The organism is Paraflavitalea speifideaquila, assembly GCF_032395985.1.
Lineage (GTDB): Bacteria > Bacteroidota > Bacteroidia > Chitinophagales > Chitinophagaceae > Paraflavitalea > Paraflavitalea speifideaquila.
Genome location: NZ_CP135920.1, coordinates 8,424,550 through 8,446,392 on the forward strand (window position 1 = coordinate 8,424,550; position 21,843 = coordinate 8,446,392).

Annotated in this window: 28 protein-coding genes and 4 pseudogenes; 18 read left to right on the forward strand and 14 right to left on the reverse strand. The window is 44.9% G+C overall.

What is annotated here, in order from left to right; genetic code table 11:
* The first annotated feature begins 495 nt into the window (after positions 1 to 495).
* The 6 genes from RS881_RS57940 (at position 496) to RS881_RS57965 (ending at position 4,403) form a co-directional block, all read left to right on the forward strand.
* Positions 496 to 1,452, forward strand: coding sequence for an iron-containing alcohol dehydrogenase family protein (locus RS881_RS57940; RefSeq protein ID WP_315819060.1), 957 nt, complete (start codon positions 496 to 498; stop codon positions 1,450 to 1,452).
* A 126-nt stretch (positions 1,453 to 1,578) separates the two neighbouring features.
* Entirely contained in the window at positions 1,579 to 1,797 is a 219-nt protein-coding gene (locus tag RS881_RS57945; protein ID WP_315819061.1) for a hypothetical protein, read from the forward strand.
* Positions 1,794 to 2,141 (forward strand): hypothetical protein, encoded by a 348-nt coding sequence (locus tag RS881_RS57950; protein ID WP_315819062.1) that lies wholly within the window; start codon positions 1,794 to 1,796, stop codon positions 2,139 to 2,141. Before RS881_RS57945 ends, RS881_RS57950 begins: the two co-directional genes overlap by 4 nt.
* Before the next feature lie 130 nt (positions 2,142 to 2,271).
* Positions 2,272 to 3,336, forward strand: a complete 1,065-nt coding sequence (corA, locus tag RS881_RS57955) for a magnesium/cobalt transporter CorA (RefSeq protein WP_315819063.1) — start codon at positions 2,272 to 2,274, stop codon at positions 3,334 to 3,336.
* A 66-nt stretch (positions 3,337 to 3,402) separates the two neighbouring features.
* The gene (locus tag RS881_RS57960) at positions 3,403 to 3,678 is read left to right on the forward strand and encodes a hypothetical protein (RefSeq protein WP_315819064.1); all 276 of its coding nucleotides are present in this window, start codon (positions 3,403 to 3,405) and stop codon (positions 3,676 to 3,678) included.
* Positions 3,648 to 4,403 (forward strand): sugar phosphate isomerase/epimerase family protein, encoded by a 756-nt coding sequence (locus RS881_RS57965; protein WP_315819065.1) that lies wholly within the window; start codon positions 3,648 to 3,650, stop codon positions 4,401 to 4,403. Before RS881_RS57960 ends, RS881_RS57965 begins: the two co-directional genes overlap by 31 nt.
* A gap of 56 nt (positions 4,404 to 4,459) precedes the next feature.
* Here RS881_RS57965 and cydB read toward each other — a convergent pair whose 3' ends face one another.
* The 7 genes and pseudogenes from cydB to RS881_RS58005 all read right to left on the reverse strand — a co-directional run bounded on the left by cydB (position 4,460) and on the right by RS881_RS58005 (position 9,651).
* Positions 4,460 to 5,410 (reverse strand): cytochrome d ubiquinol oxidase subunit II, encoded by a 951-nt coding sequence (gene cydB, locus RS881_RS57970; RefSeq protein ID WP_315824967.1) that lies wholly within the window; start codon positions 5,408 to 5,410, stop codon positions 4,460 to 4,462.
* A gap of 185 nt (positions 5,411 to 5,595) precedes the next feature.
* Positions 5,596 to 6,881, reverse strand: a pseudogene (locus tag RS881_RS57975) (cytochrome ubiquinol oxidase subunit I).
* Positions 6,882 to 6,892: 11 nt separating this feature from the next.
* A complete protein-coding gene (locus RS881_RS57985) occupies positions 6,893 to 7,447 on the reverse strand; it encodes a DUF2480 family protein (RefSeq protein WP_315819068.1) in 555 nt (184 codons plus the stop codon).
* 135 nt (positions 7,448 to 7,582) lie between these two features.
* A complete protein-coding gene (locus RS881_RS57990; protein WP_315819069.1) occupies positions 7,583 to 7,750 on the reverse strand; it encodes a hypothetical protein in 168 nt (55 codons plus the stop codon).
* 46 nt (positions 7,751 to 7,796) lie between these two features.
* A complete protein-coding gene (locus RS881_RS57995) occupies positions 7,797 to 8,753 on the reverse strand; it encodes a peptidylprolyl isomerase (protein WP_315819070.1) in 957 nt (318 codons plus the stop codon).
* A gap of 89 nt (positions 8,754 to 8,842) precedes the next feature.
* Complete coding sequence (locus RS881_RS58000; RefSeq protein WP_315819071.1) at positions 8,843 to 9,130, reverse strand: hypothetical protein; 288 nt, start codon at positions 9,128 to 9,130, stop codon at positions 8,843 to 8,845.
* Positions 9,073 to 9,651: a SurA N-terminal domain-containing protein gene (locus RS881_RS58005; protein ID WP_315824968.1), complete on the reverse strand. Its 579-nt coding sequence runs from the start codon at positions 9,649 to 9,651 to the stop codon at positions 9,073 to 9,075. The genes RS881_RS58000 and RS881_RS58005 overlap by 58 nt, the downstream gene beginning before the upstream one ends.
* Before the next feature lie 123 nt (positions 9,652 to 9,774).
* Here RS881_RS58005 and RS881_RS58010 point away from each other — a divergent pair, with 123 nt between their 5' ends.
* The 5 genes from RS881_RS58010 (at position 9,775) to RS881_RS58030 (ending at position 12,104) form a co-directional block, all read left to right on the forward strand.
* Complete coding sequence (locus RS881_RS58010; protein ID WP_315819072.1) at positions 9,775 to 9,927, forward strand: hypothetical protein; 153 nt, start codon at positions 9,775 to 9,777, stop codon at positions 9,925 to 9,927.
* A 687-nt stretch (positions 9,928 to 10,614) separates the two neighbouring features.
* Positions 10,615 to 11,052: a quinolinate synthase NadA gene (locus RS881_RS58015; RefSeq protein WP_315819073.1), complete on the forward strand. Its 438-nt coding sequence runs from the start codon at positions 10,615 to 10,617 to the stop codon at positions 11,050 to 11,052.
* The gene (locus tag RS881_RS58020; protein WP_315819074.1) at positions 11,009 to 11,458 is read left to right on the forward strand and encodes a quinolinate synthase NadA; all 450 of its coding nucleotides are present in this window, start codon (positions 11,009 to 11,011) and stop codon (positions 11,456 to 11,458) included. Before RS881_RS58015 ends, RS881_RS58020 begins: the two co-directional genes overlap by 44 nt.
* 173 nt (positions 11,459 to 11,631) lie before the next feature.
* A complete protein-coding gene (locus RS881_RS58025; protein ID WP_315819075.1) occupies positions 11,632 to 11,964 on the forward strand; it encodes a GAF domain-containing protein in 333 nt (110 codons plus the stop codon).
* An 11-nt stretch (positions 11,965 to 11,975) separates the two neighbouring features.
* Positions 11,976 to 12,104 carry a GAF domain-containing protein gene (locus RS881_RS58030; RefSeq protein WP_315824969.1) on the forward strand — a complete coding sequence of 43 codons (129 nt, stop codon included), beginning with the start codon at positions 11,976 to 11,978 and terminating at the stop codon, positions 12,102 to 12,104.
* Positions 12,105 to 12,205: 101 nt separating this feature from the next.
* On the opposite strand, the gene RS881_RS58035 is transcribed toward RS881_RS58030, so the two are convergent.
* From RS881_RS58035 to ybeY, 5 genes and pseudogenes are all read right to left on the reverse strand, one after another.
* On the reverse strand, positions 12,206 to 12,922 hold the full coding sequence (locus RS881_RS58035) for a tRNA modifying enzyme MnmG family protein (RefSeq protein WP_315819076.1): 717 nt from the start codon (positions 12,920 to 12,922) through the stop codon (positions 12,206 to 12,208).
* 21 nt (positions 12,923 to 12,943) lie between these two features.
* Positions 12,944 to 14,177: pseudogene (mnmG, locus tag RS881_RS58040) on the reverse strand (tRNA uridine-5-carboxymethylaminomethyl(34) synthesis enzyme MnmG); the annotation flags it as partial.
* Between the two features lie 702 nt (positions 14,178 to 14,879).
* Entirely contained in the window at positions 14,880 to 15,296 is a 417-nt protein-coding gene (locus tag RS881_RS58050; protein ID WP_315819078.1) for a tetratricopeptide repeat protein, read from the reverse strand.
* Between the two features lie 188 nt (positions 15,297 to 15,484).
* The gene (locus RS881_RS58055; protein ID WP_315819079.1) at positions 15,485 to 16,363 is read right to left on the reverse strand and encodes an alpha/beta hydrolase-fold protein; all 879 of its coding nucleotides are present in this window, start codon (positions 16,361 to 16,363) and stop codon (positions 15,485 to 15,487) included.
* Between the two features lie 278 nt (positions 16,364 to 16,641).
* Complete coding sequence (gene ybeY / locus RS881_RS58060) at positions 16,642 to 16,932, reverse strand: rRNA maturation RNase YbeY (protein WP_315819080.1); 291 nt, start codon at positions 16,930 to 16,932, stop codon at positions 16,642 to 16,644.
* Between the two features lie 342 nt (positions 16,933 to 17,274).
* On the opposite strand from ybeY, the gene RS881_RS62485 reads away from it, so the two are divergent.
* The 7 genes and pseudogenes from RS881_RS62485 to RS881_RS58090 all read left to right on the forward strand — a co-directional run bounded on the left by RS881_RS62485 (position 17,275) and on the right by RS881_RS58090 (position 20,534).
* Positions 17,275 to 17,391 (forward strand): FeoA domain-containing protein, encoded by a 117-nt coding sequence (locus RS881_RS62485; protein ID WP_315819081.1) that lies wholly within the window; start codon positions 17,275 to 17,277, stop codon positions 17,389 to 17,391.
* Between the two features lie 101 nt (positions 17,392 to 17,492).
* A complete protein-coding gene (nadD, locus tag RS881_RS58070) occupies positions 17,493 to 17,933 on the forward strand; it encodes a nicotinate (nicotinamide) nucleotide adenylyltransferase (RefSeq protein WP_315819082.1) in 441 nt (146 codons plus the stop codon).
* Entirely contained in the window at positions 17,930 to 18,064 is a 135-nt protein-coding gene (locus RS881_RS58075; RefSeq protein WP_315819083.1) for a nucleotidyl transferase family protein, read from the forward strand. Before nadD ends, RS881_RS58075 begins: the two co-directional genes overlap by 4 nt.
* Positions 18,065 to 18,310: 246 nt before the next feature.
* Positions 18,311 to 18,529 (forward strand): hypothetical protein, encoded by a 219-nt coding sequence (locus RS881_RS58080; protein WP_315825047.1) that lies wholly within the window; start codon positions 18,311 to 18,313, stop codon positions 18,527 to 18,529.
* Positions 18,508 to 18,708 (forward strand): annotated as a pseudogene (locus RS881_RS62740) (serine hydrolase); the annotation flags it as partial. The gene RS881_RS58080 and the pseudogene RS881_RS62740, both read left to right, overlap by 22 nt.
* 17 nt (positions 18,709 to 18,725) lie before the next feature.
* Positions 18,726 to 19,214, forward strand: a complete 489-nt coding sequence (locus RS881_RS58085; RefSeq protein WP_527250371.1) for a serine hydrolase — start codon at positions 18,726 to 18,728, stop codon at positions 19,212 to 19,214.
* A 139-nt stretch (positions 19,215 to 19,353) separates the two neighbouring features.
* Positions 19,354 to 20,534 (forward strand): annotated as a pseudogene (locus RS881_RS58090) (chromate transporter).
* A 154-nt stretch (positions 20,535 to 20,688) separates the two neighbouring features.
* Here the strand turns inward: RS881_RS58090 and RS881_RS58095 are convergent.
* Complete coding sequence (locus tag RS881_RS58095; protein ID WP_315819084.1) at positions 20,689 to 20,925, reverse strand: hypothetical protein; 237 nt, start codon at positions 20,923 to 20,925, stop codon at positions 20,689 to 20,691.
* A gap of 268 nt (positions 20,926 to 21,193) precedes the next feature.
* Positions 21,194 to 21,796, reverse strand: coding sequence for a response regulator (locus tag RS881_RS58100; protein WP_315819085.1), 603 nt, complete (start codon positions 21,794 to 21,796; stop codon positions 21,194 to 21,196).
* Positions 21,797 to 21,843 lie beyond the last annotated feature (47 nt).

The window sequence follows — 21,843 nt, forward strand, 5'->3', positions numbered from 1 at the left end:
TTTATTGCACTCCGTTCCCCTGTGCTAAAACGTTTATTCACAGACATCCTATGACAGGATAATAAACCTTGTCGGCCTCTTCACAATCCAATACAGTTTAATAAATCCAATTAACAATATTTTCCGGTTTATGCGTGTATACCGGAAGTAAATGCGGTTATATTTTCACTCGAAACTCAGCATTTTGGTTTAGGCTCTCCGAAAACGCAGCAGTTAGCTGCGTTTATTTTCTACCTGATCTCCTACGCCACTCCTCCCACAGCCCCGCATTAGGTATTCCCTGATTTTTGTTACTTTCTTTTCTACACTTACCTTCACCATATCAATCCAATACGGTTGATACTCATTTGCATCACCGAACAGAATAGAAAAAAGCATATATGAAATTCAGAAACTTTAAAATGGTGGACTACGTGGTGTATGGCCGCGGTAGTTTTGATCAACTTGATGAAATTCTAGCACCCCGCCGTCAGGGCGAAGCGCCTATGATCTTTTGTGGATCATTTTTTTGAAGGGAAACCACTGGTAAACAGGATCCCTTTACGTGGAAAAGATAAAGTGGTATTTGTGGATGTAACGTATGAACCAAAAACGACCTATGTAGATAAGTTGGCCGCTGAACTAAAGGCCGAATTCGGTACAGTGAGTGGTATCATTGCCATTGGTGGCGGATCCGCCATGGACCTGGGCAAGGCAGTATCGCTAATGATGACCAATCCAGGCTCCTCTGCTGATTACCAGGGATGGGACCTGGTGAAACTGCCTGGTGTATACAAAGCCGGAATCCCTACCCTGAGCGGAACTGGGGCAGAAGTTTCCCGTACTACGGTTTTGACGGGCCCTACCCGCAAATTGGGTATGAACTCTGATTTTACGCCTTTTGATCAGATCGTACTGGACCCCGCATTAACTGCCAATGTCCCCGTTAACCAGCGTTTTTATACAGGTATGGACTGTTATATCCATTGTATTGAAAGCCTGGAAGGCACTTACCTCAATGAATTCAGTAAATCATACGGTGAAAAAGCCCTGGAGCTTTGCCAGCATATTTTCCTGGAAAAAGAACAGTGGGATGATGAATGCGACGATAAACTGATGATGGCATCCTATGCAGGAGGTATGAGTATTGCCTATTCACAAGTGGGTGTGGCGCATGCTGTAAGTTATGGGCTTAGTTACCTGCTGGGCACCAAACACGGTATTGGCAATTGCATTGTAATGAATCACCTGGAAGAATATTACCCTGCCGGCGTAGAAGAGTTTAAACGCATGGTAGATAAGAATAAGATCGATATTCCTGCAGGTATTTGCAAGGGGTTGACGGATGAGCAGTTTGAAACCATGATCAATGTATCGCTGGGCATGAAACCTCTCTGGGAGAATGCACTGGGAAAAGACTGGGAAAAGATCATGACCAGGGAAAAGTTGCGTAAACTATACGAGCGATTGTAAGGCTATTTCCCGCAATTCATCTTATTATTTTGTTATCTAAGGTCAAAAAAGGGCTAGGCAGTACGGTGAGGCTTGGCGGTCATTTTTGATTGCGGTACATTCGTTGAAAGCAATCAAACTTACACCATGAAAAAGTTACTATTTGCCCTTTGCCTCCTGATCACAGCAGGTGTTACTGCACAGGATAAAACAAATCCTGTTATTAAGAAAGGAACTAAATTCTCCTATACCCTGTATACCGGTGGTAATAGCATTCCCTTTGCTGCGGTGGTAGATTCACTGGGTAGTGAGTATGTAAAAATTGCCTGGAACATTGAAGGCATGGGAACAGGGGATGGATCATGAAAAAGAAATCGCTGGAGAACGCCAAAAATGGTTATTGGAGCCAGCCTACAGCGGGAACAGATGAAGAACTGGGTGATGAAACGACCGTATTGATTCTTTCCAAAGCGCAATGGAATGGCTTGCAGCAGGACAAAAAGTTTGTGTACAATGACCAAACGTTCACTGTTAAACAAGGCGACCAGGCAGGATTGAAAGTGGGTGGTAAAACCATCGATGCCATTGCGGTGGAAGGCCCCAACGGAAGCACCCGCCTGTGGATATTGAACAATGCTGGATTTCCAGCACTGATAAAGGTAGAAGGAAATTCACATGGTGTAGATCTTGAGTTAACGAATATAGAATAACTTAGCCTGTTGATCTTTTTTGTACAATGCCCCGTATACCGGGGCATTATTTTTTAGGTATCATTATTATGCTTAATTTTTCAGTGATTATTCGCCTATGAGTCCGCAGAAATATCTCCGTTATCTTGGCTTGCCTTCACTATTTGGTACCCACCGGACCAAAGAAATATTTAACATCAATCCTACCGCGCCCTCGCAAAGGGAGGAAGCCACGGAAATTGTAATCACGGTATATGATTACAATGCCGATTCCATCGAAGAAAGAAAGTTTGATAAGGTACAGGATTGTTTTGCTTTCAGGAATAATAACCGCATCAACTGGATCAATATTGATGGATTGCGGAAAGCAGATGTTGAGGCCGTGAGCAACCAGTTCAGCATTCACCCCCTGCTTATTGAAGACATCCTCAGTATGCACCAACGGCCCAAGATGGATGAGGTGGAAGGCATTTTGTTTTGCTTGCTGAATATGTTGTATTTCAATGAGACTACGAGAACGGTAGAAACAGAACAGGTCAGTATTGCACTAGGAAAGGATTTTGTGATCTCCTTCCAGGAAGATGCCAGCCGGGATGTGTTTGACCCCATCCGCAATAAGCTAAGAATAGGCAATAGCAAGATACGGCAGCGTACGGCCGATTACCTGTTGTACGCCATGTTAGATATCATTGTAGATAATTATTTCCAGGTGATGGAAAAATTGGGCGAACAGGTAGAACTGGTAGAGGAAGAAGTGATCCGCCGCAGTAATACCAAATCCCTGGCGCGTATTAACCAGCTCCGTAAAGAGTTGATCGTACTAAAACGTAATATAGCGCCGGTGCGTGACCTGGTAAATGGGATCATCCGCAGTGAAAGTGATTTACTGGATGACCGGACGACGAAATACTTCAAAGATGTTTACGACCATATTATTCAGGCCTATGATCTGAGTGAGAACTACCGGGATATGATGACCAGTATGCAGGACCTTTATATCAATAATGTAAACCTGAAACTGAATGAGGTGATGAAAGTGATGGCCATCGTTACCTGCTTGTTGGCGCCCGCTACAGTAATAGGCGGTATTTTCGGTATGAACTTCGATCATATTCCTTCCATTCACAATAAGTGGGGTTTCTTTAGTGCAGTAGGTTTGATGTTGCTGATCCCTATCTGGATGTTGTGGGTATTCAGGAAACGCGGGTGGTTTTAGTTGAATATTGTTGTACATTCAATTTCATTGAGTTCAAAACTATTGCTTCCTATAAAAAAGATTTTTATGTCAACCAATCGTCGTCGCTTCTTACAACAACTGGGCGGACTCGCCGCCGGCTTTGGAACTGTATCAGCCGGACTGGCTGCCTGTGGTGATGGAACACCGGCTACAGCAACCACTAAAACAGATAGCTCCACTGCCAGTACGCCTGCCACCGCCGGTAAAATGTTTTTCACTATATCGCTGGCGCAATGGTCGCTGCACAAACCGCTTTTGATAAGCAACTGGATAACCTTGATTTTCCGCTGGTGGCTAAAAGAGATTATGGCATTGAGGTAGTGGAATATGTAAACCAGTTTTTCAAGGACAAAGCGAAAGATGAAAAATACCTGGCCGAATTGTTGAAAAGGTGTACAGACAATGGTGTAAAGAACCACCTCATCATGTGTGACGGGGAAGGCTCTTTGGGTTCACCTGATAACAAAGAAAGATTGAAGGCAGTAGAAAATCACTATAAATGGGTCGATGCGGCCAAATACCTGGGCTGTGCTACCATCCGTGTCAATGCCCATGGCGAAGGCAGCCGGGAAGATGTGCAAAAAGCAGCCATTGATGGCTTGGGCCGCTTAGGTGAATATGGCGCCAAAGCGGGTATCAATGTCATTGTTGAAAACCACGGCGGGTATACTTCCGATGGTAGTTGGCTGGTGGGCGTAATGAAAGGTGTAAATATGCCCAATGTGGGCACTTTGCCCGACTTTGGTAATTTTTGCATAAAGACTGATGGGAAGGGAATGTATGATGGCAAGTGTATTGAAGAGTATGACCGCTATAAAGGCACACAGGAAATGATGCCCTTTGCCAAAGGGGTAAGTGCTAAGTCATACGAGTTTGATGCGCAGGGCAATTGCATAGAAACGGATTACTACAAAATGTTGAAAATAGTAAAGGATGCCGGCTTTACCGGCTACATCGGTATTGAGTTTGAAGGCAGCAAGGGCGATCCTGTAGAAGGCATTAAGAAAACAAAAGCCTTATTGGAAAAAGTGGGGGCTACTTTGTAATTACTGATTATTAATTATTGATTATTCACTACCCGGCTTTTCGGGTATCCCTGTTCTCAATAACTCATTTCATCCAGTTTTACTTTTCCTTTGAAGGTCCAGAAAACAAAGGAAGTATACAGTGCTACCAATGGCGTACCAATCACGGCAATGGTAAGGAGGATCTTCATGGTTTTATAGGAAGAGGCCCCATTATGCACAGTGATGCTATTTGACGGATCAACGGTACTATACAAGAGGTAGGGGTACACCTCTAATGCTACCATGATCAGCAATAAAGCAATGGTGAGGGCCGAGCTGAAAAATGCGTATCGGTATTTTCCTTTTTTGATCTGGCGGGGAATATTGGCAATACTCAATACCATAAGGATAGGTATGATGAAGGCCAGTGGTTTGTCACGGAAAAAATCGCTCAGGTGCGGAATATACAGGAGGGTATACAGGGTAGTGATCACGAAACTAAGTACAAAGAAAATAATGAAGTTGCGGGAAAGGATGCGTAGCCGGGCATAGAGTCGTTTTTCCGTTTTCATGGTCAGGTAAATAGAGCCATGCATCATGAATAGGGCCAGGGTGGTAATGGCTACCATGATGGAAAAAGGATTAAAGAAGGAAAGCCAGTTGCCGGCAAATTCCTGTTGCTTGTTAAGTGGAATACCATAGGCTACATTGCCCAACATCAGGCCCAGTGAAAGAGCAATGGTAATACTGGCTACAGAATAAACGATGTCCCAGGTTTTGCGCCACCACAACATAGGTTCCTTACTTCTGAATTCAATAGCCACGGCGCGGAAAATGATACCGACCAGAAAAACCATGAAAGGAATATAAAAAGCAGAAAAGATGGCAGCATAAGCAATGGGAAATCCGGCAAAGAGCGCGCCGCCGCCAATTACCAGCCACACTTCATTGCCATCCCATACCGGTCCAATGGCATTCAGGGCTATGCGCCGGCTTTGTTCTTTTAAGCAGCAGGTGCAAGGCGCCCGCGCCGAGGTCGAACCCATCAAGGATGGCATACCCACTTATGACAGCTCCAAATACCAGGAACCACCATACATTGTAATCGAGTCCAAGAAATGTTTCCATACTTTACCGGGTTAATGTGCTAATAATGGATTATCACGCTTAGTCCCTTCATCAATATCTTCTTTGGAACCATAGTCCACCGGGCCATGTTGTATTTTACGGTTCAGCAAATAAAGGAACAATACCAGGAGCAGCAAGTATACAACCATGAACATGATGAGTGAAAAAGTACCTGGTTAGCAGTCACGGCTTTGGACAGCGCATCAGATGTTTTGAGCAATCCATATACTACCCAGGGTTGGCGACCCATTTCGGCCGCAAACCAACCGGCCTGGTTAGCGATCTGAGGCAGCAATACCGACCACACAAAGATCCACAGGAGCCATCGCTTATCAAATAATTTATTCCGCCAGTAAAGCCAGGTACCAAAAACGGTTAATGCAATGAGTGAAACGCCGATGCCTACCATGATATGGTAAAACTGAAAAATAGCATTTACCTGCCGGGGGCGTTCATCTTCCGGAAAAGCATTTAACCCCTTGATGGGTTCTTTAAAATTTCCATGCAGTAAAAAGGAAAGGCCGCCAGGTATCCGTATACCTTTTGTTTCCTGAGTTTTATTATTTACATAACCCAGTAGGTACATGTCGCCGGTGGCCAGGGTATCATAGTGGCCTTCGAGGGCGGCTAGTTTGGCCGGCTGGTTTTTAGCTACTCCATCGGCGCTTTTGTGGCCCACAAACAATTGCAGCAGGGAAAAAATGGTGGCGGTGAAAAGGGCTATCTTAAAAGAGGGTTTGGCGAGGTCTAGGTGTTTATTTTTCAGGATATACCAGGCATTCACACTTAACACCAGGAAAGCGCCTGCCAGGAATGCCCCGATCCATACATGGGTTAACCGTTCTACACTGGAGGGATTAAATACCATGGCCCAGAAATCGGTGATCTCGGCACGGGCATTCATCCCTTCTCCAACAATTCGGAAACCCGCCGGGGTTTGTTGCCAGGAATTGGCCACTACGATCCACACAGCCGAGAACATGGAGCCCAGGAATACCATGACGGCGGAGAAAAATGTACTTTAGGCCCTACCCTGTTCCAGCCAAAGATGAGGATACCCAGAAAGCCCGATTCGAGGGCAAAAGCAAAAATACCTTCAGCTGCCAGGGCACTCCCAAAAATATCGCCCACGTATTTGGAATAAGTAGCCCAATTGGTGCCAAACTCAAATTCCATAATAATACCAGTAGCCACGCCAATGCCGAAAATGAGGGCAAAGATCTTTATCCAAAACCGGGTGATCTGTTCATATCGTTTATCGCCTGTTTTCAGGTACATCCCTTCAAAGATTACCAGCAATAAACCAAGACCAATACTTAATGGCGGATAGATGTAATGAAATGCAATGGTGAAAGCAAACTGAATACGGGATAATATTTCTACATCCATGGGTAAGATGTTTAGATTGCTGTATAAAAAGTCCCGCCATAAGGCAGGACATCAATACAATCATTTTTCTTGAAGATGGGAACCGTACTACAGGGCTCGCCATACATAATGCTTTTCGCCACTGGCCGCAATTTCTTCGTGATCTCGAGATAGGCATACTCTCCAATGGGCAAATCTCCACATCCCTTTACCACTACCCGTTGATCGGCATAATCACTGGCCTCAATGGCTGCTATATTTTGTATAAAGATCTGTTGTCTGGCGGTTTGTTCGTTTCCGAAAATGATATCCCTGGCGATGGGCTGCAGGTAAGTGGCAATGAGCATATAGGCCCACATGGGAATGATGGCATCGGCTGTACAGGTTACCGCTACTATTTTATCCTGGTAAATGCTCCAATCGAGCTGTTGCAGGGCGGTCCGGAAATCTTTTTCCTTTACAATGAGTTGCATGAAGAGATGAGGCTTCAGGTCGAATACCAGGATATCCTGTTTGGGATAGTATTCTTCCAGATCCAATGTGATCAGCCCGCTGGCTGTTACCTTATTGACGATCTCATCGCTCATGACAAATCTGTTTCAGGTATATTAACAAAGTTACATGGATTTGGTTGGCGTGGAAAGGAAAAAGACGGGGATTTACCTAAAAGAACCCCGTGCAATGCACAGGGCGCTTTCTGTAATATTATATGTATGAATCGCTTAGTAAAACTTGTAGCGGTTATCAGTTATATCCGCCGACCTTTTCAGGCTTTCAATGATCAGGTAGCTGCTGCGTTGTACTTGTTGAGCAGCTATTTGTTGCTGAATTTTCACATCCAGTCCTGCATTGGCCATTGCAGTGATATTATTGATCTTGATGTAATACACACCAATTTCACCAAAGATGGGATCAGAAACCTTGGCTTGATAGTTCTTATTGAAAGAAGCACCAATAAGTTTGCTTTCGTTGCCCAGGTTGGGGATGTACCCGGCAGAGAATAAAACGCTGTCCAATTGTTGAACAGGTTGATTCACGGCCTTGGTCACTGCATCGAGTGAAGCAGGTGTACCTACTTTTGAGCGATCTGCTCCGCCTTTTGCGGTTGCGTATTTTATACTCTACCAATGGACGCGCTCTTTCAACAGGCATGGTGCCTTTTTCATAGCTGTTTACCAATACGGGTACAATGTATTTATCACCAATAAAGAATGGATGAACAGCTACATCGCCCAGCTTGGCTTCGTTGTATATCCATTTTACCAGATCGCGGCTGGCGCCCAGTCCGGGAATATTGCTTTCCAGGGGCTGGATATCATAAGCGTTGAACTTAGTAAGGTTCTTTTTCTTTATGTTGTCTTCAAATTGTTGCCTGCTTTGGCTTTCAGCTGCAAAAGAAGCAGCTTGTTGTTGAGCAGCATTGGTAGTAGCCTCGCTGGGATAAACAGGCTGAGAAAAATAAGCAATATTATAAGCAGGTGAAGAACCTTTCTGGGAGATGATTTCCACATAGTGGTAACCAAATTCTGTTTTCACCACCCCTTTTGAACCAGCGGGTTTGCCGAAAATAAAATCATTGAAGTTGGCAGTCATACGACCGGTAACTATACCATCATATACACCACCTTGTTCTCTGTTACCATCATCGGAATATTTTGCGCAAAGGCTATCGAAATTAGCGCCCCCACGGATAGCCAGTTCCACACTGTCAACAATACGCTTAGCGGTAGAGTCAAATCGTACAGGTTGCATTTCGCCAGTGCGCTGATCGCGTTGGTGCGTAGATACCAGGATATGACGAACCTTTACGCTATCGGGCCATTGCCTTTCACTCACGATGCGGGCAAGTGTATAGGAATTACCATCGAGGTAAGGTCCATAGATACCACCCACAGGCGTTTTTACAATAGAATCTATATTGGCGATCTTGATCTCTTTGCGGGAGATATTGCTCGCATAATAGGGAGTCTGGCTATTTTCCCTCAGGAAGAAAGCAGGGATATCGCTGGCAGTGGCAAATGAATCGCGCAGGTTTTGTACACGCTCACGAACGGCAGCTGAATCTTCTGAACTGGGTGCAGCGTTAAAAGTACATATTCAATGCCGCGTACTTTTTCTTGTTTGAAACCTTCTTTATGCTCTTCCACAAATTTGCGCACTTCATCATCGGTTACCTTGATGGTAGAATCGGCAATGCTGGTATAAGGCACATTTACATAAGAAATAGAAGAAACCTGGCTATTGTCAGCATTTCTCTTTCGATGAGCCATTTTGGTACATAGTAACTTTTGCCGATCATGCCCACGAACTTTTCGCGGATGCGTTGTTTTTCCAGCGCTGGTACGAATTCGCCCCAGAAATTATTGAATTCGGGTGATTTCTTTTTGAGACCACGGATAGCCTGGTAAGCTGCCTGAGCATCATACTGGCCTGTTTGAGGATTGGTGAATTGCTGACGCAATTGCTGCGGTGGGTTAGCACCATATAATATATCACCCTTTTCTTTATCGCTTATTTCAAAACCGAGTTTAGCCAGTTCTTTATCTAAAACAGCATTTTCTACATATTCATTCCAGAGGCTCTCGCGGATCTGCTGACGGAATTGCTCATCGATGGCTTGACCACTATTGGCATAGTTGGCTTCAGCTTGTTTAAGCCTGTTCTCAAATTCAACAACATCTATTTTGGTGCCATTGATCTTTCCGAGGGTAGTTGATTGTCCACTGAATAATCCTCCCCCTCTTCCACTAAAGGTATCCTGTACGATAAAGGCGATCAGGGCTAAGGCAATCGCTCAATAATGATCCACGCAGCTTTGTCGCGGATGGTCTGAATGATAGACATATAATATTATATTACTCCCGTTGTTTTAAGCGGATGGCAAAAATAGGGTAAAAAAGATTATGAACAAATTGTGGAAAACAGGGTCAAATATGCACCAACACAGCGTTTTATGATGTTGAGTTGTTCTCAATTATTATTACCAGCCATTACCTATTTTACAGCCTGGCAGCAATTGTGTAAGTGCGATAAACGCATGTACAGAAATTGGCATGCTTTAAAATAATGGGTACAGTGAAGGGAAGGTAACAAAAAGGAGAAGCTTAAAAACAAGTGGGGGTTGTGAACGTATTATTTTTGGGATTATTGTCTTTTTCCGGCCTTTTTTCTCGTGAAACCCGCTTGTGGAAACAGTGTCCCCAGGATTTCGTGAATAACCAGCGAAAGCAGTGGATAACCCGGGAATTGGTACTTCAGAAATCGTGGATAGTTGGATCAAAAGTTCTTAACGAGGAGGTCGGCCGGAGAAGGGTGTACAAAAAGGCCAAGTTATTAGACCTCCGTTAACACCCATATTGTGCTGTGGATAGCGTTTATTTATACCGACCCTTTTTAATCCACAGACGTGGAAAAGCGGCTTAGATGTAGAACCAGCGGGAGATTCTGATTGTTAATGAATTGTGGAAAACAGTGGATAAAGCGGTTGTTGTAACTTTACCAAAAATTGTGGAGTAGGTTTTATCCACGAATCCACAGCCGTAATAGTAATAGGTTCTTTATAAAAATAGATAAGTAATAATAAATACTATGGGAGATATACACATAGGAGAAGCAAAAGAGAAGATACTCCAGGCAGGGTTTCTGGACGTTGATGTTGACCCCACGTTGGACTTGTTTGGGGAAATCGAAAGATTGAAAAAGAAAAAATGCGATTGTCCTGGCGCACTACTACCAGGAGCCCGATATTCAGGATGTGGCGGATTATATTGGGGATAGCCTGGGGCTGGCCCAAAAGGCGGAGAAAACGGATGCGGACATCATCGTGTTTGCCGGGGTGCATTTTATGGCGGAGACAGCCAAGATCCTGAATCCGAACAAAAAGGTGCTGCTGCCCGATCTGAAAGCGGGTTGCTCTTTGGCGGATAGTGCACCGCCCGAGTTGTTCCGCCAGTTCAAAGCCAAGCACCCGGACCACCTGGTGATCTCTTACATCAACTGTACGGCCGATATTAAAGCGTTGAGCGATATCATCTGTACTTCCAGTAATGCACAGAAAATTGTGGAAAGTGTGCCTGTGGATCAGCCGATCATCTTTGCGCCCGATAAAAACCTGGGGGCCTACCTGATCAAAAAAGACAGGGCGGGATATGGTTTTGTGGAATGGCGCCTGCATGGTGCACGAGATATTTAGTCTCGAGAAGATCACCAGACTCAAAGTAAGGCACCCTAAAGCCAAGATAATAGCGCACCCGGAGTGTGAGGAGCCAATTCTGCGGATCGCCGATTTTATAGGCTCTACGACGGGATTATTGAAATACTCTCAGGAAGACGATGCGCAGGAATATATCGTAGCTACAGAAACAGGCATTTTGCACCAAATGCAGAAATCTTCGCCTGGGAAAACTTTTATTCCTGCACCACCCGACAATAGTTGCGCTTGCAATGACTGTCCGCACATGAAGCTGAACACACTGGAAAAATTATACCTGTGCATGGAATACGAATTACCAGAGATCAAGATGGATGAAAAATTAAGGGTGGCTGCCAGGAAACCGATAGAACGCATGCTGGAGATCAGCGCAAAATATGGTTTGTAAAATGTGGGGAAAGATTGCAAAGGCTGGATAGAGCTGCTTTTAAAAATGTGGGAAGATTTATGTGTTGTCAGTAGTGAGAGGAATATACACCCTATTTGAAAGGTGCAATAGCTTTTTCAAATCGGCGAATGAGAGAATGATAAATGTATTTAATTATAATTTAGTTTAATATTATGGCAGAGGATCTTTTGCTGTTGAAGGGAACAAAACAAGAGCAATACGAATCTTTGATCCCGCAGGTCAAAGCATTGATTGATGGGGAACCTGACCTGGTAGCGAACCTGGCCAATGTGGTGGCTGCACTGAAAGAACAGTTTGGTTGGTTTTGGGTAGGCTTTTACCTGGTGAAAGAAAATGAATTGGTACTGGCGCCATTTCAAGGACCAGTAGCGTGTACGCGAATCCGTTATGGAAAAGGTGTATGTGGCGGTAGCTGGGAACAAAAGCAAACTTTGATCGTTCCCGATGTAGAACAGTTTCAGGGCATATTGCCTGCAGCAGTTTAGCGAAGTCTGAAATAGTAGTACCCATTATCAGGAATGGAACAGTGATCGGTGTGCTGGATGTTGACAGTTCGGAGTTGAATGAGTTTGATACAACGGATCAACAATTCCTGGAAGAGATCGTAGATGCGATCCAGTTCTAGGATTGGGCGATATAAAGAGAAAGTGAGTCAACAAGTAAGTAGTTGTCTTTAGACAGCATACAGGTTGGTGACTCACTTTTTTAGTATCTGAAGATGCTTAGTTAGCGGCCCATGTAAACCATGAGAATTTGAACATCGCTGGGATTCACACCACTGATCCGGCTGGCTTGTCCCAAAGTACGTGGTCGAATGCGTTTGAATTTTTGCAAGGCTTCATTTGATAAAGCAGCCACTCTTTCATAATCAAAATTCTCCGGTATCATCAAGTCTTCGAGTTGGCTCATACGCTTCACAATCTCTTTCTCTTTTTCTATGTACACATCATACTTTACCTGGATCTCGGCCTGCTCAATAGCGTCGGGTGAAAATCCGGTAAGGGCTGTTTTGATGGTTGGTAAATGTTCCATCATATCCACGAGCGATATATTGGGTCGAAGCAATACTTGTAAGGTCTTTTGTTTATGTGGAAGCGGTGCTGAATTCCTTGCTGTAAGGAATGCGTCTGCTTCAGTAGGATCAAGTGAAATATCTTTCAGAATGGACTTGATCTTTTCGGCTCCGTTCCTTTTTTCGATCACTTTATCCATTCTCTCCTGATCAGCCAAGCCAAGGCGATAACTCAATTCTGTTAACCGCAGATCGGCATTGTCTTGTCTGAGCAAGGTCCTGAATTCAGCACGGGAAGTAAACATGCGGTAAGGTTCTTCTGTACCCTTACTGATCAAATCATCAATGAGTACTCCGATATAGGCATCGCTTCTTTTCAGAATGACTGGTTCCAGTTCCCGTACTTTTTGGTGGGCGTTGATACCGGCCATTAAACCCTGGCAAGCTGCTTCTTCGTATCCAGTGGTTCCATTGATCTGGCCAGCAAAAAGAGGTTGGAAATAAGTTTGGTCTCAAGGGCATGGCTCAACTGGGTAGGTGGGAAATAATCATATTCGATGGCATAACCAGGTCTGAACATCCTGACGTTCTCAAAACCGGGTACCGTTTGCAAAGCTTTGTATTGAACCTCTTCGGGGAGTGAAGTGGAGAAACCATTGACATAGATCTCTACCGTATTCCATCCTTCAGGTTCAATGAATAATTGATGGCGGTCTCTTTCGGCAAAGCGATTGATCTTGTCTTCAATACTTGGGCAATAGCGTGGTCCCACTCCTTCTATGCGGCCGGTGTACATAGGACTGCGATCGAATCCTGTTTTAAGAATATCGTGTACTTGCAGGTTGGTATAAGTGACCCAGCAACTTCTTTGTTCTGTTGGTTTCTGTATGTCTTTGAAAGAAAAGCCTACGATCTCCTCATCTCCTTTTTGTTCTTCCATCTTGGTATAATCCAGACTTCTTCCATCTACCCGGGGAGGTGTTCCGGTTTTTAAGCGATCACTCTCAAAGCCCAGTTCTACCAATTGCTCGGTAATGCCAGTGGCGGCCTTCTCTGCTACCCTACCTCCGCCAAAGCGTTTCTCTCCAATATGGATTACCCCATTGAGAAATGTACCACTGGTAACTACTACTGCCTTGGCTTTTACTTCATGACCAAGACCTGTAATGACTCCGCAAGCACGATTGTCTTTTATGATAATTGAGTTTACCATATCCTGGTAGAAGTCCACATTCTTAGTGTTCTCCAGCATCTCCCTCCAGGTAGCGGCAAATAACATGCGGTCGTTCTGGGAACGAGGGCTCCACATGGCAGGTCCTTTTGACTTATTCAGCATCCTGAATTGGATCATGCTCTTGTCGGAAACAATGCCGGAGTATCCTCCCATAGCATCCACCTCCCTTACAATCTGCCCTTTGGCAATACCCCCATGGCAGGGTTACAACTCATCTGGGCAATGGTCTGCATATTCATGGTCACCAGGAGCACCTTTGATCCAAGGTTGGCTGCTGCTGCTGCCGCTTCACATCCTGCGTGACCGGCACCTACTACTATTACATCGTATTCTGGAAACATAGGGTGCAAAATTACATCAATGCCGGCTGTTTCGGGGATTATCCTGTTCCACGTGGAACGGGGAAGAAGGTACGGAGTTACCTGCCTTAACCCATGTGGAGCTAGTATCATATCCTACTTACCGGAGTATTGTATAATCACCAATAGCGGCTCCCTATGGTCCTTTTTTTTTTAAAGGTGAAGTGTATGAATGGCCCTAGTCTTTTTCATGGCTAGTTTCTCTCTGAATGCCTGGGTAATGTATGTGCCCACCTTGTTCAATAAGATGGAACCCTGCTTTTATCCCCGAAGTACACTAAGGTTTTAGAGCAAGGATGGAAAAGAGGAAGAATAGTATGCTGTTGACTGGTGTTTGTACTTGGTGCGCAGGCGTACTGGGTTGGTTTAATGCTGGGATTTAGAATGAATATAGATGTTCTAAAGAAAAAGTAAATAGGAAGTAAAGAAATAGCGTATCCGTCTTTTGTCCGAGTTTGGTCCCTGTTTAATACTAGTTTTTAGTGAATTTGAAATAAAGAGGAGGATAATAAAAACCACCCTCCAGGTCAACGAGTGTTATAGGAAATAATGGGCTTTGTCGTTGAAAGCTGTTTAGTATCCGCTTAGTGGGCTGGGTTGTACAGTTGGGGTATTTGAAGTAGGATTGAGGGTTACTGCTTAACTGTATCCCTATAATAACCCCTTTAGTGTATAAACTTTGGTTAACCGGAGAAAGGGAACTCCCCTTGCTTAAGAAAAGGGTGGGATTGATAATTATGTAAGTAACTGGTTTAGACGGTCTGTTCCACGTGGAACGAAGGATGCTTGAAATTGTTATGGGAGGGTCATTAAAAGGTCTTTTACTTCCTTGTCGTCCGGGTTTTTAACCAGGGCTTGCTCCAGGTATTTCCGTGCCCTGGGGAAGTCTTTAAGGATAGCATACCCCTTACCTAGTAAAAACGCCGTTTGATTGTACGCCAACCCATGGGCATCAGGACTTACATCCCGGGCTAATTCCAGGTAGGTCAGCAAAGTCTCCACCCCTTCCTGTACCCGGTAATGATTTTGGATAGTAAACTTACCGGCTTCATAATAAGCCCTAATGGGTTTATAGCCATTCCTTAAAGGCTTTTTGGCCAGGATCATGGCTTGCTGAAAGTACTCCCAGGCTTTGGAAGGGTTGTTATTGGTAAGAGAGGCCAACTGGATATAACATTCTATTAGATTGGCCCGGCCCTGGTCGGTTCCCATTTCCTTTGTTGGATGCTTTTAATGGCCGCCTCTGTATAGTCCCTGGCCAAGGTGGTGAGGTTTAACCTACTGGCATAGGATCCGAATTGTAGTAAATACCAGCTTTTCCCCCTGCCATCATGGAAGTAATCCAGTACTTTTGTAGGCCAAGAGTATCCTTATTGGCAATGGCCAGCTGGCAATAACGGTTATAATACACCGGGTTCTTTTTGTGGGGTTATCCCATATACCTGACCCACCCGGTCAATGGTTTCATGGAGTTCTTTTACCACATCAGCAGGATGACCAGCATCCAGGTAAGGATTGTACAACTGGTATAGATGTTCCAGGGCCGATTGAATGGTGAGGGATACTATATTGGAATGGTCTCCTCCAGGGATACTATCATACCTGGCATACATCCGGGTACTGTCGAGCTGCTTTAATTGATCAGTTACTTCCCGGGGATAGGCTGCCCGCCGGGCAAGGTCATGTTCACCCACCGCGGCATAGTAAAAGGTATAGTGCTTATTATACCAATCCCTAAGGGCTGGAGTAAGGGTGAAAGGAGGTTGCTCCGGGGCTATTTTCTCTGGCGCCAACAGCATATAACCATTGAATAGACCTGGTTCATATTGAATAAGGTAATTGCCATAGCTGGCCGCAAACGAATGACCTAAGTAAGAGCGGAAAGAGGCGGTATGGTATTTCTTTTCTACCAGGGGTATAATTTCTTTCTTAAGGCACTCTACCATTTGCCGGCCCGTAGGAGTAAGTTGACCACTGGCATATATAAACCCTATCCTATCCATATTGGCCGATATATTGACCAGGATAGAATGGGGTAAGGTATAATTGGCGCTTTGGAAGTAATCGAGCTGGGCCGCTATATAAGCACCACTCACCATACCATAGTTGAAAGAATAGATAACGGGCAAGGATTGGGTAGTATCTCTATTGGCCGGAATGTAAACAGTGAAAGGGATGGTAGTATTCAGAAAACGGGACTGAATGGAATCTTCCTGCTTTTGTTGGCCATGGCTTACCGAGTTTCCTAATAGGAGGATCAATGCGAATAAATATTTCATCCCTGCAAGTAAAGCCATCGGGACACACTGAAATTGTACTAATTAGCCAAAGGGGTAATTGTCAGTGGAGGGTAGTGAAGTATGAGTGGATAGAATGGCCTTGGGGCCTTCTTTAAAACACTGGTCAGGTATAAAGCCTAAGGCTACTATATACCCACCCTCAAAAGGGCAAGAAGAATGCTCGTGAGATCAGTTAAAACCAGCTCAACTCTTTAGTGAATGGTTATCGTAGACAGTATAAGTTGAGCAAAAGGATGGAATTAGTTGGCTGGGCCTGCTTAATGAGCCAGCACCCTTTTGTATCGGGTAAGGTACTCGTCTTCTTTAGCCCGCATAAGCTTTTCTTCTTTTGCCGTCTTGTCCTTGTAACCACAGAGGTGCAGCGCCCCATGGAAGATAACCCGGTGCAGTTCATCGCGGAAGGTGGTACTGAATTGTTGGGCATTGTCCCTCACCCGGTCAATACTGATGTAGATCTCACCAATAACAGGTGCGGGATGGCTGGAAAGGTTGAAGGTGATAATATCAGTAAAGTAATCATGCTGCAGGTATTGGCGGTTGATCTCCAACAGGTATTGATCAGAACAAAAGATGAAACGCAGGGATTCCAGCTTTACCCCTTCCTTTTAAAGAGCGTACGTAAGAATTCTTTGAGGATGAGTCTGTCTTTCAGGGTAGCTGCTTCCAGGAAATGAAAATCAACCGGTGCTATTGTTTGCATAAGTTTCGAAAATCGTAAGCGTAATAATAGATACAAAGCTACATTTGTTGTTGGATGAACCTGAATAATATAGGACCTGTAAATGATCTATTTCAATGCATCAGGTGTTATTGATACCGGGTTGATAGAATATAAATAAAGCAAAATGAAAAGATTATCAGAGTTAAGGTCTGGCCGCAAAGGAAGAATTATGTCTTTTGAGGATAACGATCTTTTTCTAAAGCTCATGGAAATGGGCTGTGTACCCGGCGAAACAGTTAAAGTAGAACAAATTGCTCCCTGGGCGATCCCATCTCCATCAGCGTAGCTGGCTACAATCTAAGCCTGCGCCTTAACGAAGCAGATAATATCTTTATAGAAGAATTGGTTTAACATCATCACACAAAGCTCATTTTTATTTGACCAGGTATGAAAGTTGGCCTGTATTTCGGTTCCTTTAATCCCATTCATCACGGTCACCTCATTATTGCCCAGCACATGGTGCAGCATACTGACCTGGACCAGGTATGGTTTGTAGTGTCACCCCAGAATCCGCTGAAACCCTCAGCCGGCTTGCTGAACGAATTTCACCGGTTGCATTTTATACAGTTATCCATAGAAGAATCCCATCAATTAAAAGTAACGGATATAGAATTCCGTCTGCCCCGCCCCTCTTATACGGCAGATACGCTTACTTACCTGAGTGAAAAGTACCCGCAACACAGTTTTGCAGTAATCATGGGCAGCGATAGTTTTGAAAACCTGCCCCGCTGGAAAACTACCAGCATATTCTCACCAACTATCCCATCTTCGTGTACAAACGTCCGGGCCATGAAGTTTCCACTACTTACGATAGTGACCGGGTTGTGATCTTAAATGCGCCGCTCCTCGAAATTTCTGCTACCTATATCAGGAGTACCATTAAAGCGGGCAAGTCCATCCGCTACCTGGTGCCGGATAAAGTAGCGGAAGAAATAGAACGGAATGGCTACTATCGATAATCGCAATCACTGATTCCTCAGATATAATCGCTGATTGCACAGATTATAATGGATTTCGCAGAGGAAACATTGACTGTGTAAAGGAGGTAAGCTACACATATATATAACGGTTAGTATAAACGAAATACAGTACGCTCAATAATAATTAACTCATCTTGTTTTCATCCAGCCCCAGCAAGGATTTCAGGGGAAAATTGGTGTTTACACCTTATATTAGTAAACACAAATCAAAACACCCCGTTTGCTATGTTTTACTGCAAGAGTTTTACTGTAAGTCTCCTATTGCTTATACTGATGGGCAGTACAGCTGCACAAACCCGCACAGACAAGAAACTGCAACAAAAAATTACCGAACTGGTACAGGCGCAGGGTGTACGGGGTGTGGTGGGTATTTATGTAAAAACCTGCGAACGGGTAAAGAAGCCTCCTTTCAGCCCGATACCATTTTTCCAACGGCCAGCATAGTAAAAGTGCCCATCCTGGTGGGCATCATGGATAAAATTCAACGGGGCGAATTGCAATATCACCAAGAACTAATATATAAGGACTCCTTACTGTATGCCGGAGAGGATATATTGGGCAGTTTCAAAAGTGGCGAGAAAATAGAGCTTAGCAAAGTGATGATGTTGATGCTGACGATGAGCGATAATACCGCCAGCCTTTGGTTGCAGAGCCTGGCCGGATCGGGCGCCCGCATCAATGGAATCTTGATTCACTTGGTTTACGCGATACCCGGATCAATTCCCGGACACCGGGACGGGAAGAAAACCGGAAGCAATTCGGCTGGGGACAAACCACACCCCGGGAAATGACCATGCTGATGGAAAAGATCTACCGGGGACAGGTGGGCAGCCCGGAGGCCAGTGAGCGGATGTTGCGGGTGCTGGGCAGGAACTACCATGATGTAAACGGGATAGCGCAGGTACCGCCCTATATTTTTGTAGCCTCCAAAACAGGCGAGGTCAACCAATCGCGCAATGAAACGCTGATCGTGATGGCGCCCCATGGTCCCTATGCGTATACGATCAGTACGAAAAACCTGGAAGATCAAAGCTGGACGTCCTCCAATGAAGGCTGGGTATTGTGCCGCAAACTGGCGGCTTTGTTATGGCAATATTATGAGCCGAGGTCAAAGTGGAAAGCCCAATGATCAATGGCTTCTATAAGTTTAGTACCTTTCGTGCTTTGTGTGGTCTGTTTTCATGGTACTGCTACGACATATACCTTTTCTAAGAGCTGTTTTTATTCATAGTATCACAGCGTTTGGTGGCCCACAGGGCCATTTTGGTATGGTGATGAAAACATTTGTGCACCAACGGCACGATGTAACCGAGAAAGAAGTACTGGATTACAACTCCTTTTGCCAATTATTGCCTGGGGCCTCATCTACCCAGGTGCTCACCCTCATCGGGTATAAAAGAGGGGGTATTCCTCTGGCGGTATTGACGCTGCTGATCTGGATCTTCCCAGCCTGTTTTCTCATGGGCCTGTTCTCTTTTGTGCTGCCCTTTTTTGATGCGCGCTCGCAAAGCATGTCCATTTTCAAGTTCATTCAGCCCATGGCGGTGGGGTTCCTGGCTTTCGCGGCGGCGAAATCCTTCAAACTGGCCATTCACAATACCATTACCAGTGTTATCCTGGCAGTAAGCGCCATCGTTACCTTTTTCCTGTTCAAAAGCCCCTGGGTATTTCCCATCCTCATTGTGGCAGGCGGATTTGTGACCAACCTGAGTGATAAACGGATCCCACAAAAAGGCATTCCTCCCAAAAAGATCAAGTGGGGTAATATCTGGTTGTTTGCCATCCTGTTTATTGCGGCGGGTTTGGTGAGTGAGCTGGCACGTACCAACGACTGGCCCAATCGCCGGCCTTTGAACCTGTTTGAAAACACCTATCGTTTCGGGAGTCTGGTTTTTGGCGGCGGACAAGTACTGATTCCCATGATGTATGAGCAATATGTAGAAAGGCCCAAATCGGAACTGGTAATCAGGAAGAATCTTTACAAGAAGGAAAATGTGATCAGTATTGAGCGGGATGATTTTTATACAGGTGCGGGTATTGTGCGCGCCATTCCCGGACCCGTGTTTTCGATCTCCTCTTTCATGGGTGGAATGGCCATGAACGATAAAGGCACTACCTGGCAGGTATTGGGTTGCATCATTGCTTCGCTGGCCATATTTCTGCCCAGCGCCCTACTGGTATTATTCTTTTTCCTATATGGCATAACCTACAGCGCTATGCTGTTGTGTTCCGGGCCCTGGAAGGTATTAATGCCGTGGTGGTGGGTATCATGGTGGCTTCGGTATTTTATATGATGAAGGATATTTCCATCACAGAATTTAAAACGGTGAGTATCCTCAATATTGGAGTGATTGCAGGTACCTGGTTGTTATTGGGATTCACCAAACTCCCTCCCCTGTTATTGTATTCATTTGCCTCTTGCTGGGTTGGCTTTCGGGAATATGGGTAAAAAAATCCCGTCTTGTAAGACGGGACCTGTAAACCACCCTTGAGAAAACTGCCTGATAAAATTTGTACTGTCTATAATTCAAAATAAAGGTGGGCCACCCTGCTGCCCGGCATCCCAGCGCGGCAGGGTGACTCACCTTAAATTGGAATAGGCGTCATGCTGACTGGTAAAATGATCTCCTGTTTCCTGTTCGGCGTACACAGCGCTGCATCCTGTGTAGGTACGGTTGCCGGAGTATTGACGGCTTCCTTTTTCCGGGCTGCATGATCTTATTCAATTCTTCACCGCAGTTTTCCTGAGTCTTCGCTTTCCTGCTTCCGGCTGCTATGACCAGTATGGCAAAGCAACCGAGAAAAGCCACCATCGCTACTACCTGCATCGACTGTTTCATTGTTGGCTATTTTTAATTTGCTTCACAAAACTACTCGGTTAAGGCCCGCGCCGCAATAGCATAAAGATGTGAATGTGCAGGTAGATATTAGCTGTTAGGCATTGGGTTTTAGCGAAGAGGTAACACCTTTGATTTCGTAGACAGGGAAAGGTGTCACCTCTCTAGTAAGGGCGTCACAGCACTTGTCAACCAATCCGTAAAAAGGGATGGGTACTTATAATAGTAAAGCGTGTGTGTAATTAAACGATCTTGTCTTTAAAAGCCTTGGCTACGGCTTCGCTCTTGGAATTGACGTGTAGCTTTTCGTAGATCTTTTGATATGGGAGCGTACGGTATCAATGGAGATGAACATTTCGGAAGCAATCATTTTATAGCTGTACCCATTGACCAGCCATTGCAAAACCTGCTTTTCTCTTTCCGAAAGGTGGTAGTCGCTATTGGTGGTACTATGCACCTGCGAAAACATCTTCAATACCTGGGTTGCGATGGAAGAGCTCATGGGCGCACCACCGGTATGGGCTTCCTGTATATATTCCAATAATTTGGCAGGAGGTGTTTTTTTGAGGAGGTACCCATTGGCGCCATTGCGGACGGCCTCAAACACATTTTTATTGTCGTCGAATACGGTAAGCATGAGGACCTTAACATCCCTATTTACCTGGCGGATCAATTTCAACCCTTCAATGCCATTGGTGCCCGGCATGTCAATATCCATCAGGATCACATCGGGTTTCAGGGCCTCTACCTCGGTAACCACATTGTTGCAGTTCTTGAACGCCCCGATCACTTCAAAACCATCCGAGCCATTTAACAGCATGGCCAAACCTTCTCTCAGTTGGGGATTGTCCTCATATAATATGATATTGATCATCCGGGGTGCCGTTTATGGTACAAAACTAGGTATTTATTTTACCGGGG

Coding starts and splice junctions, on each gene's coding strand:
- RS881_RS58080 (WP_315825047.1), top strand. CDS start 18,311: ATGTTTTACTGCAAGAGTTTTACTGTAAGTCTCCTATTGCTTATACTG.
- RS881_RS58100 (WP_315819085.1), bottom strand. CDS start 21,796: ATGATCAATATCATATTATATGAGGACAATCCCCAACTGAGAGAAGGT.
- RS881_RS62485 (WP_315819081.1), top strand. CDS start 17,275: ATGTCTTTTGAGGATAACGATCTTTTTCTAAAGCTCATGGAAATGGGC.
- RS881_RS58055 (WP_315819079.1), bottom strand. CDS start 16,363: ATGAAATATTTATTCGCATTGATCCTCCTATTAGGAAACTCGGTAAGC.
- RS881_RS57950 (WP_315819062.1), top strand. CDS start 1,794: ATGAAAAAGAAATCGCTGGAGAACGCCAAAAATGGTTATTGGAGCCAG.
- RS881_RS58095 (WP_315819084.1), bottom strand. CDS start 20,925: ATGAAACAGTCGATGCAGGTAGTAGCGATGGTGGCTTTTCTCGGTTGC.
- RS881_RS58020 (WP_315819074.1), top strand. CDS start 11,009: ATGGTTTTGTGGAATGGCGCCTGCATGGTGCACGAGATATTTAGTCTC.
- nadD (WP_315819082.1), top strand. CDS start 17,493: ATGAAAGTTGGCCTGTATTTCGGTTCCTTTAATCCCATTCATCACGGT.
- RS881_RS58025 (WP_315819075.1), top strand. CDS start 11,632: ATGGCAGAGGATCTTTTGCTGTTGAAGGGAACAAAACAAGAGCAATAC.
- RS881_RS57945 (WP_315819061.1), top strand. CDS start 1,579: ATGAAAAAGTTACTATTTGCCCTTTGCCTCCTGATCACAGCAGGTGTT.
- RS881_RS57985 (WP_315819068.1), bottom strand. CDS start 7,447: ATGAGCGATGAGATCGTCAATAAGGTAACAGCCAGCGGGCTGATCACA.
- RS881_RS58000 (WP_315819071.1), bottom strand. CDS start 9,130: ATGGCTCATCGAAAGAGAAATGCTGACAATAGCCAGGTTTCTTCTATT.
- cydB (WP_315824967.1), bottom strand. CDS start 5,410: ATGGGTTCGACCTCGGCGCGGGCGCCTTGCACCTGCTGCTTAAAAGAA.
- RS881_RS58050 (WP_315819078.1), bottom strand. CDS start 15,296: ATGGGAACCGACCAGGGCCGGGCCAATCTAATAGAATGTTATATCCAG.
- RS881_RS57960 (WP_315819064.1), top strand. CDS start 3,403: ATGTCAACCAATCGTCGTCGCTTCTTACAACAACTGGGCGGACTCGCC.
- RS881_RS58035 (WP_315819076.1), bottom strand. CDS start 12,922: ATGGCCGGTATCAACGCCCACCAAAAAGTACGGGAACTGGAACCAGTC.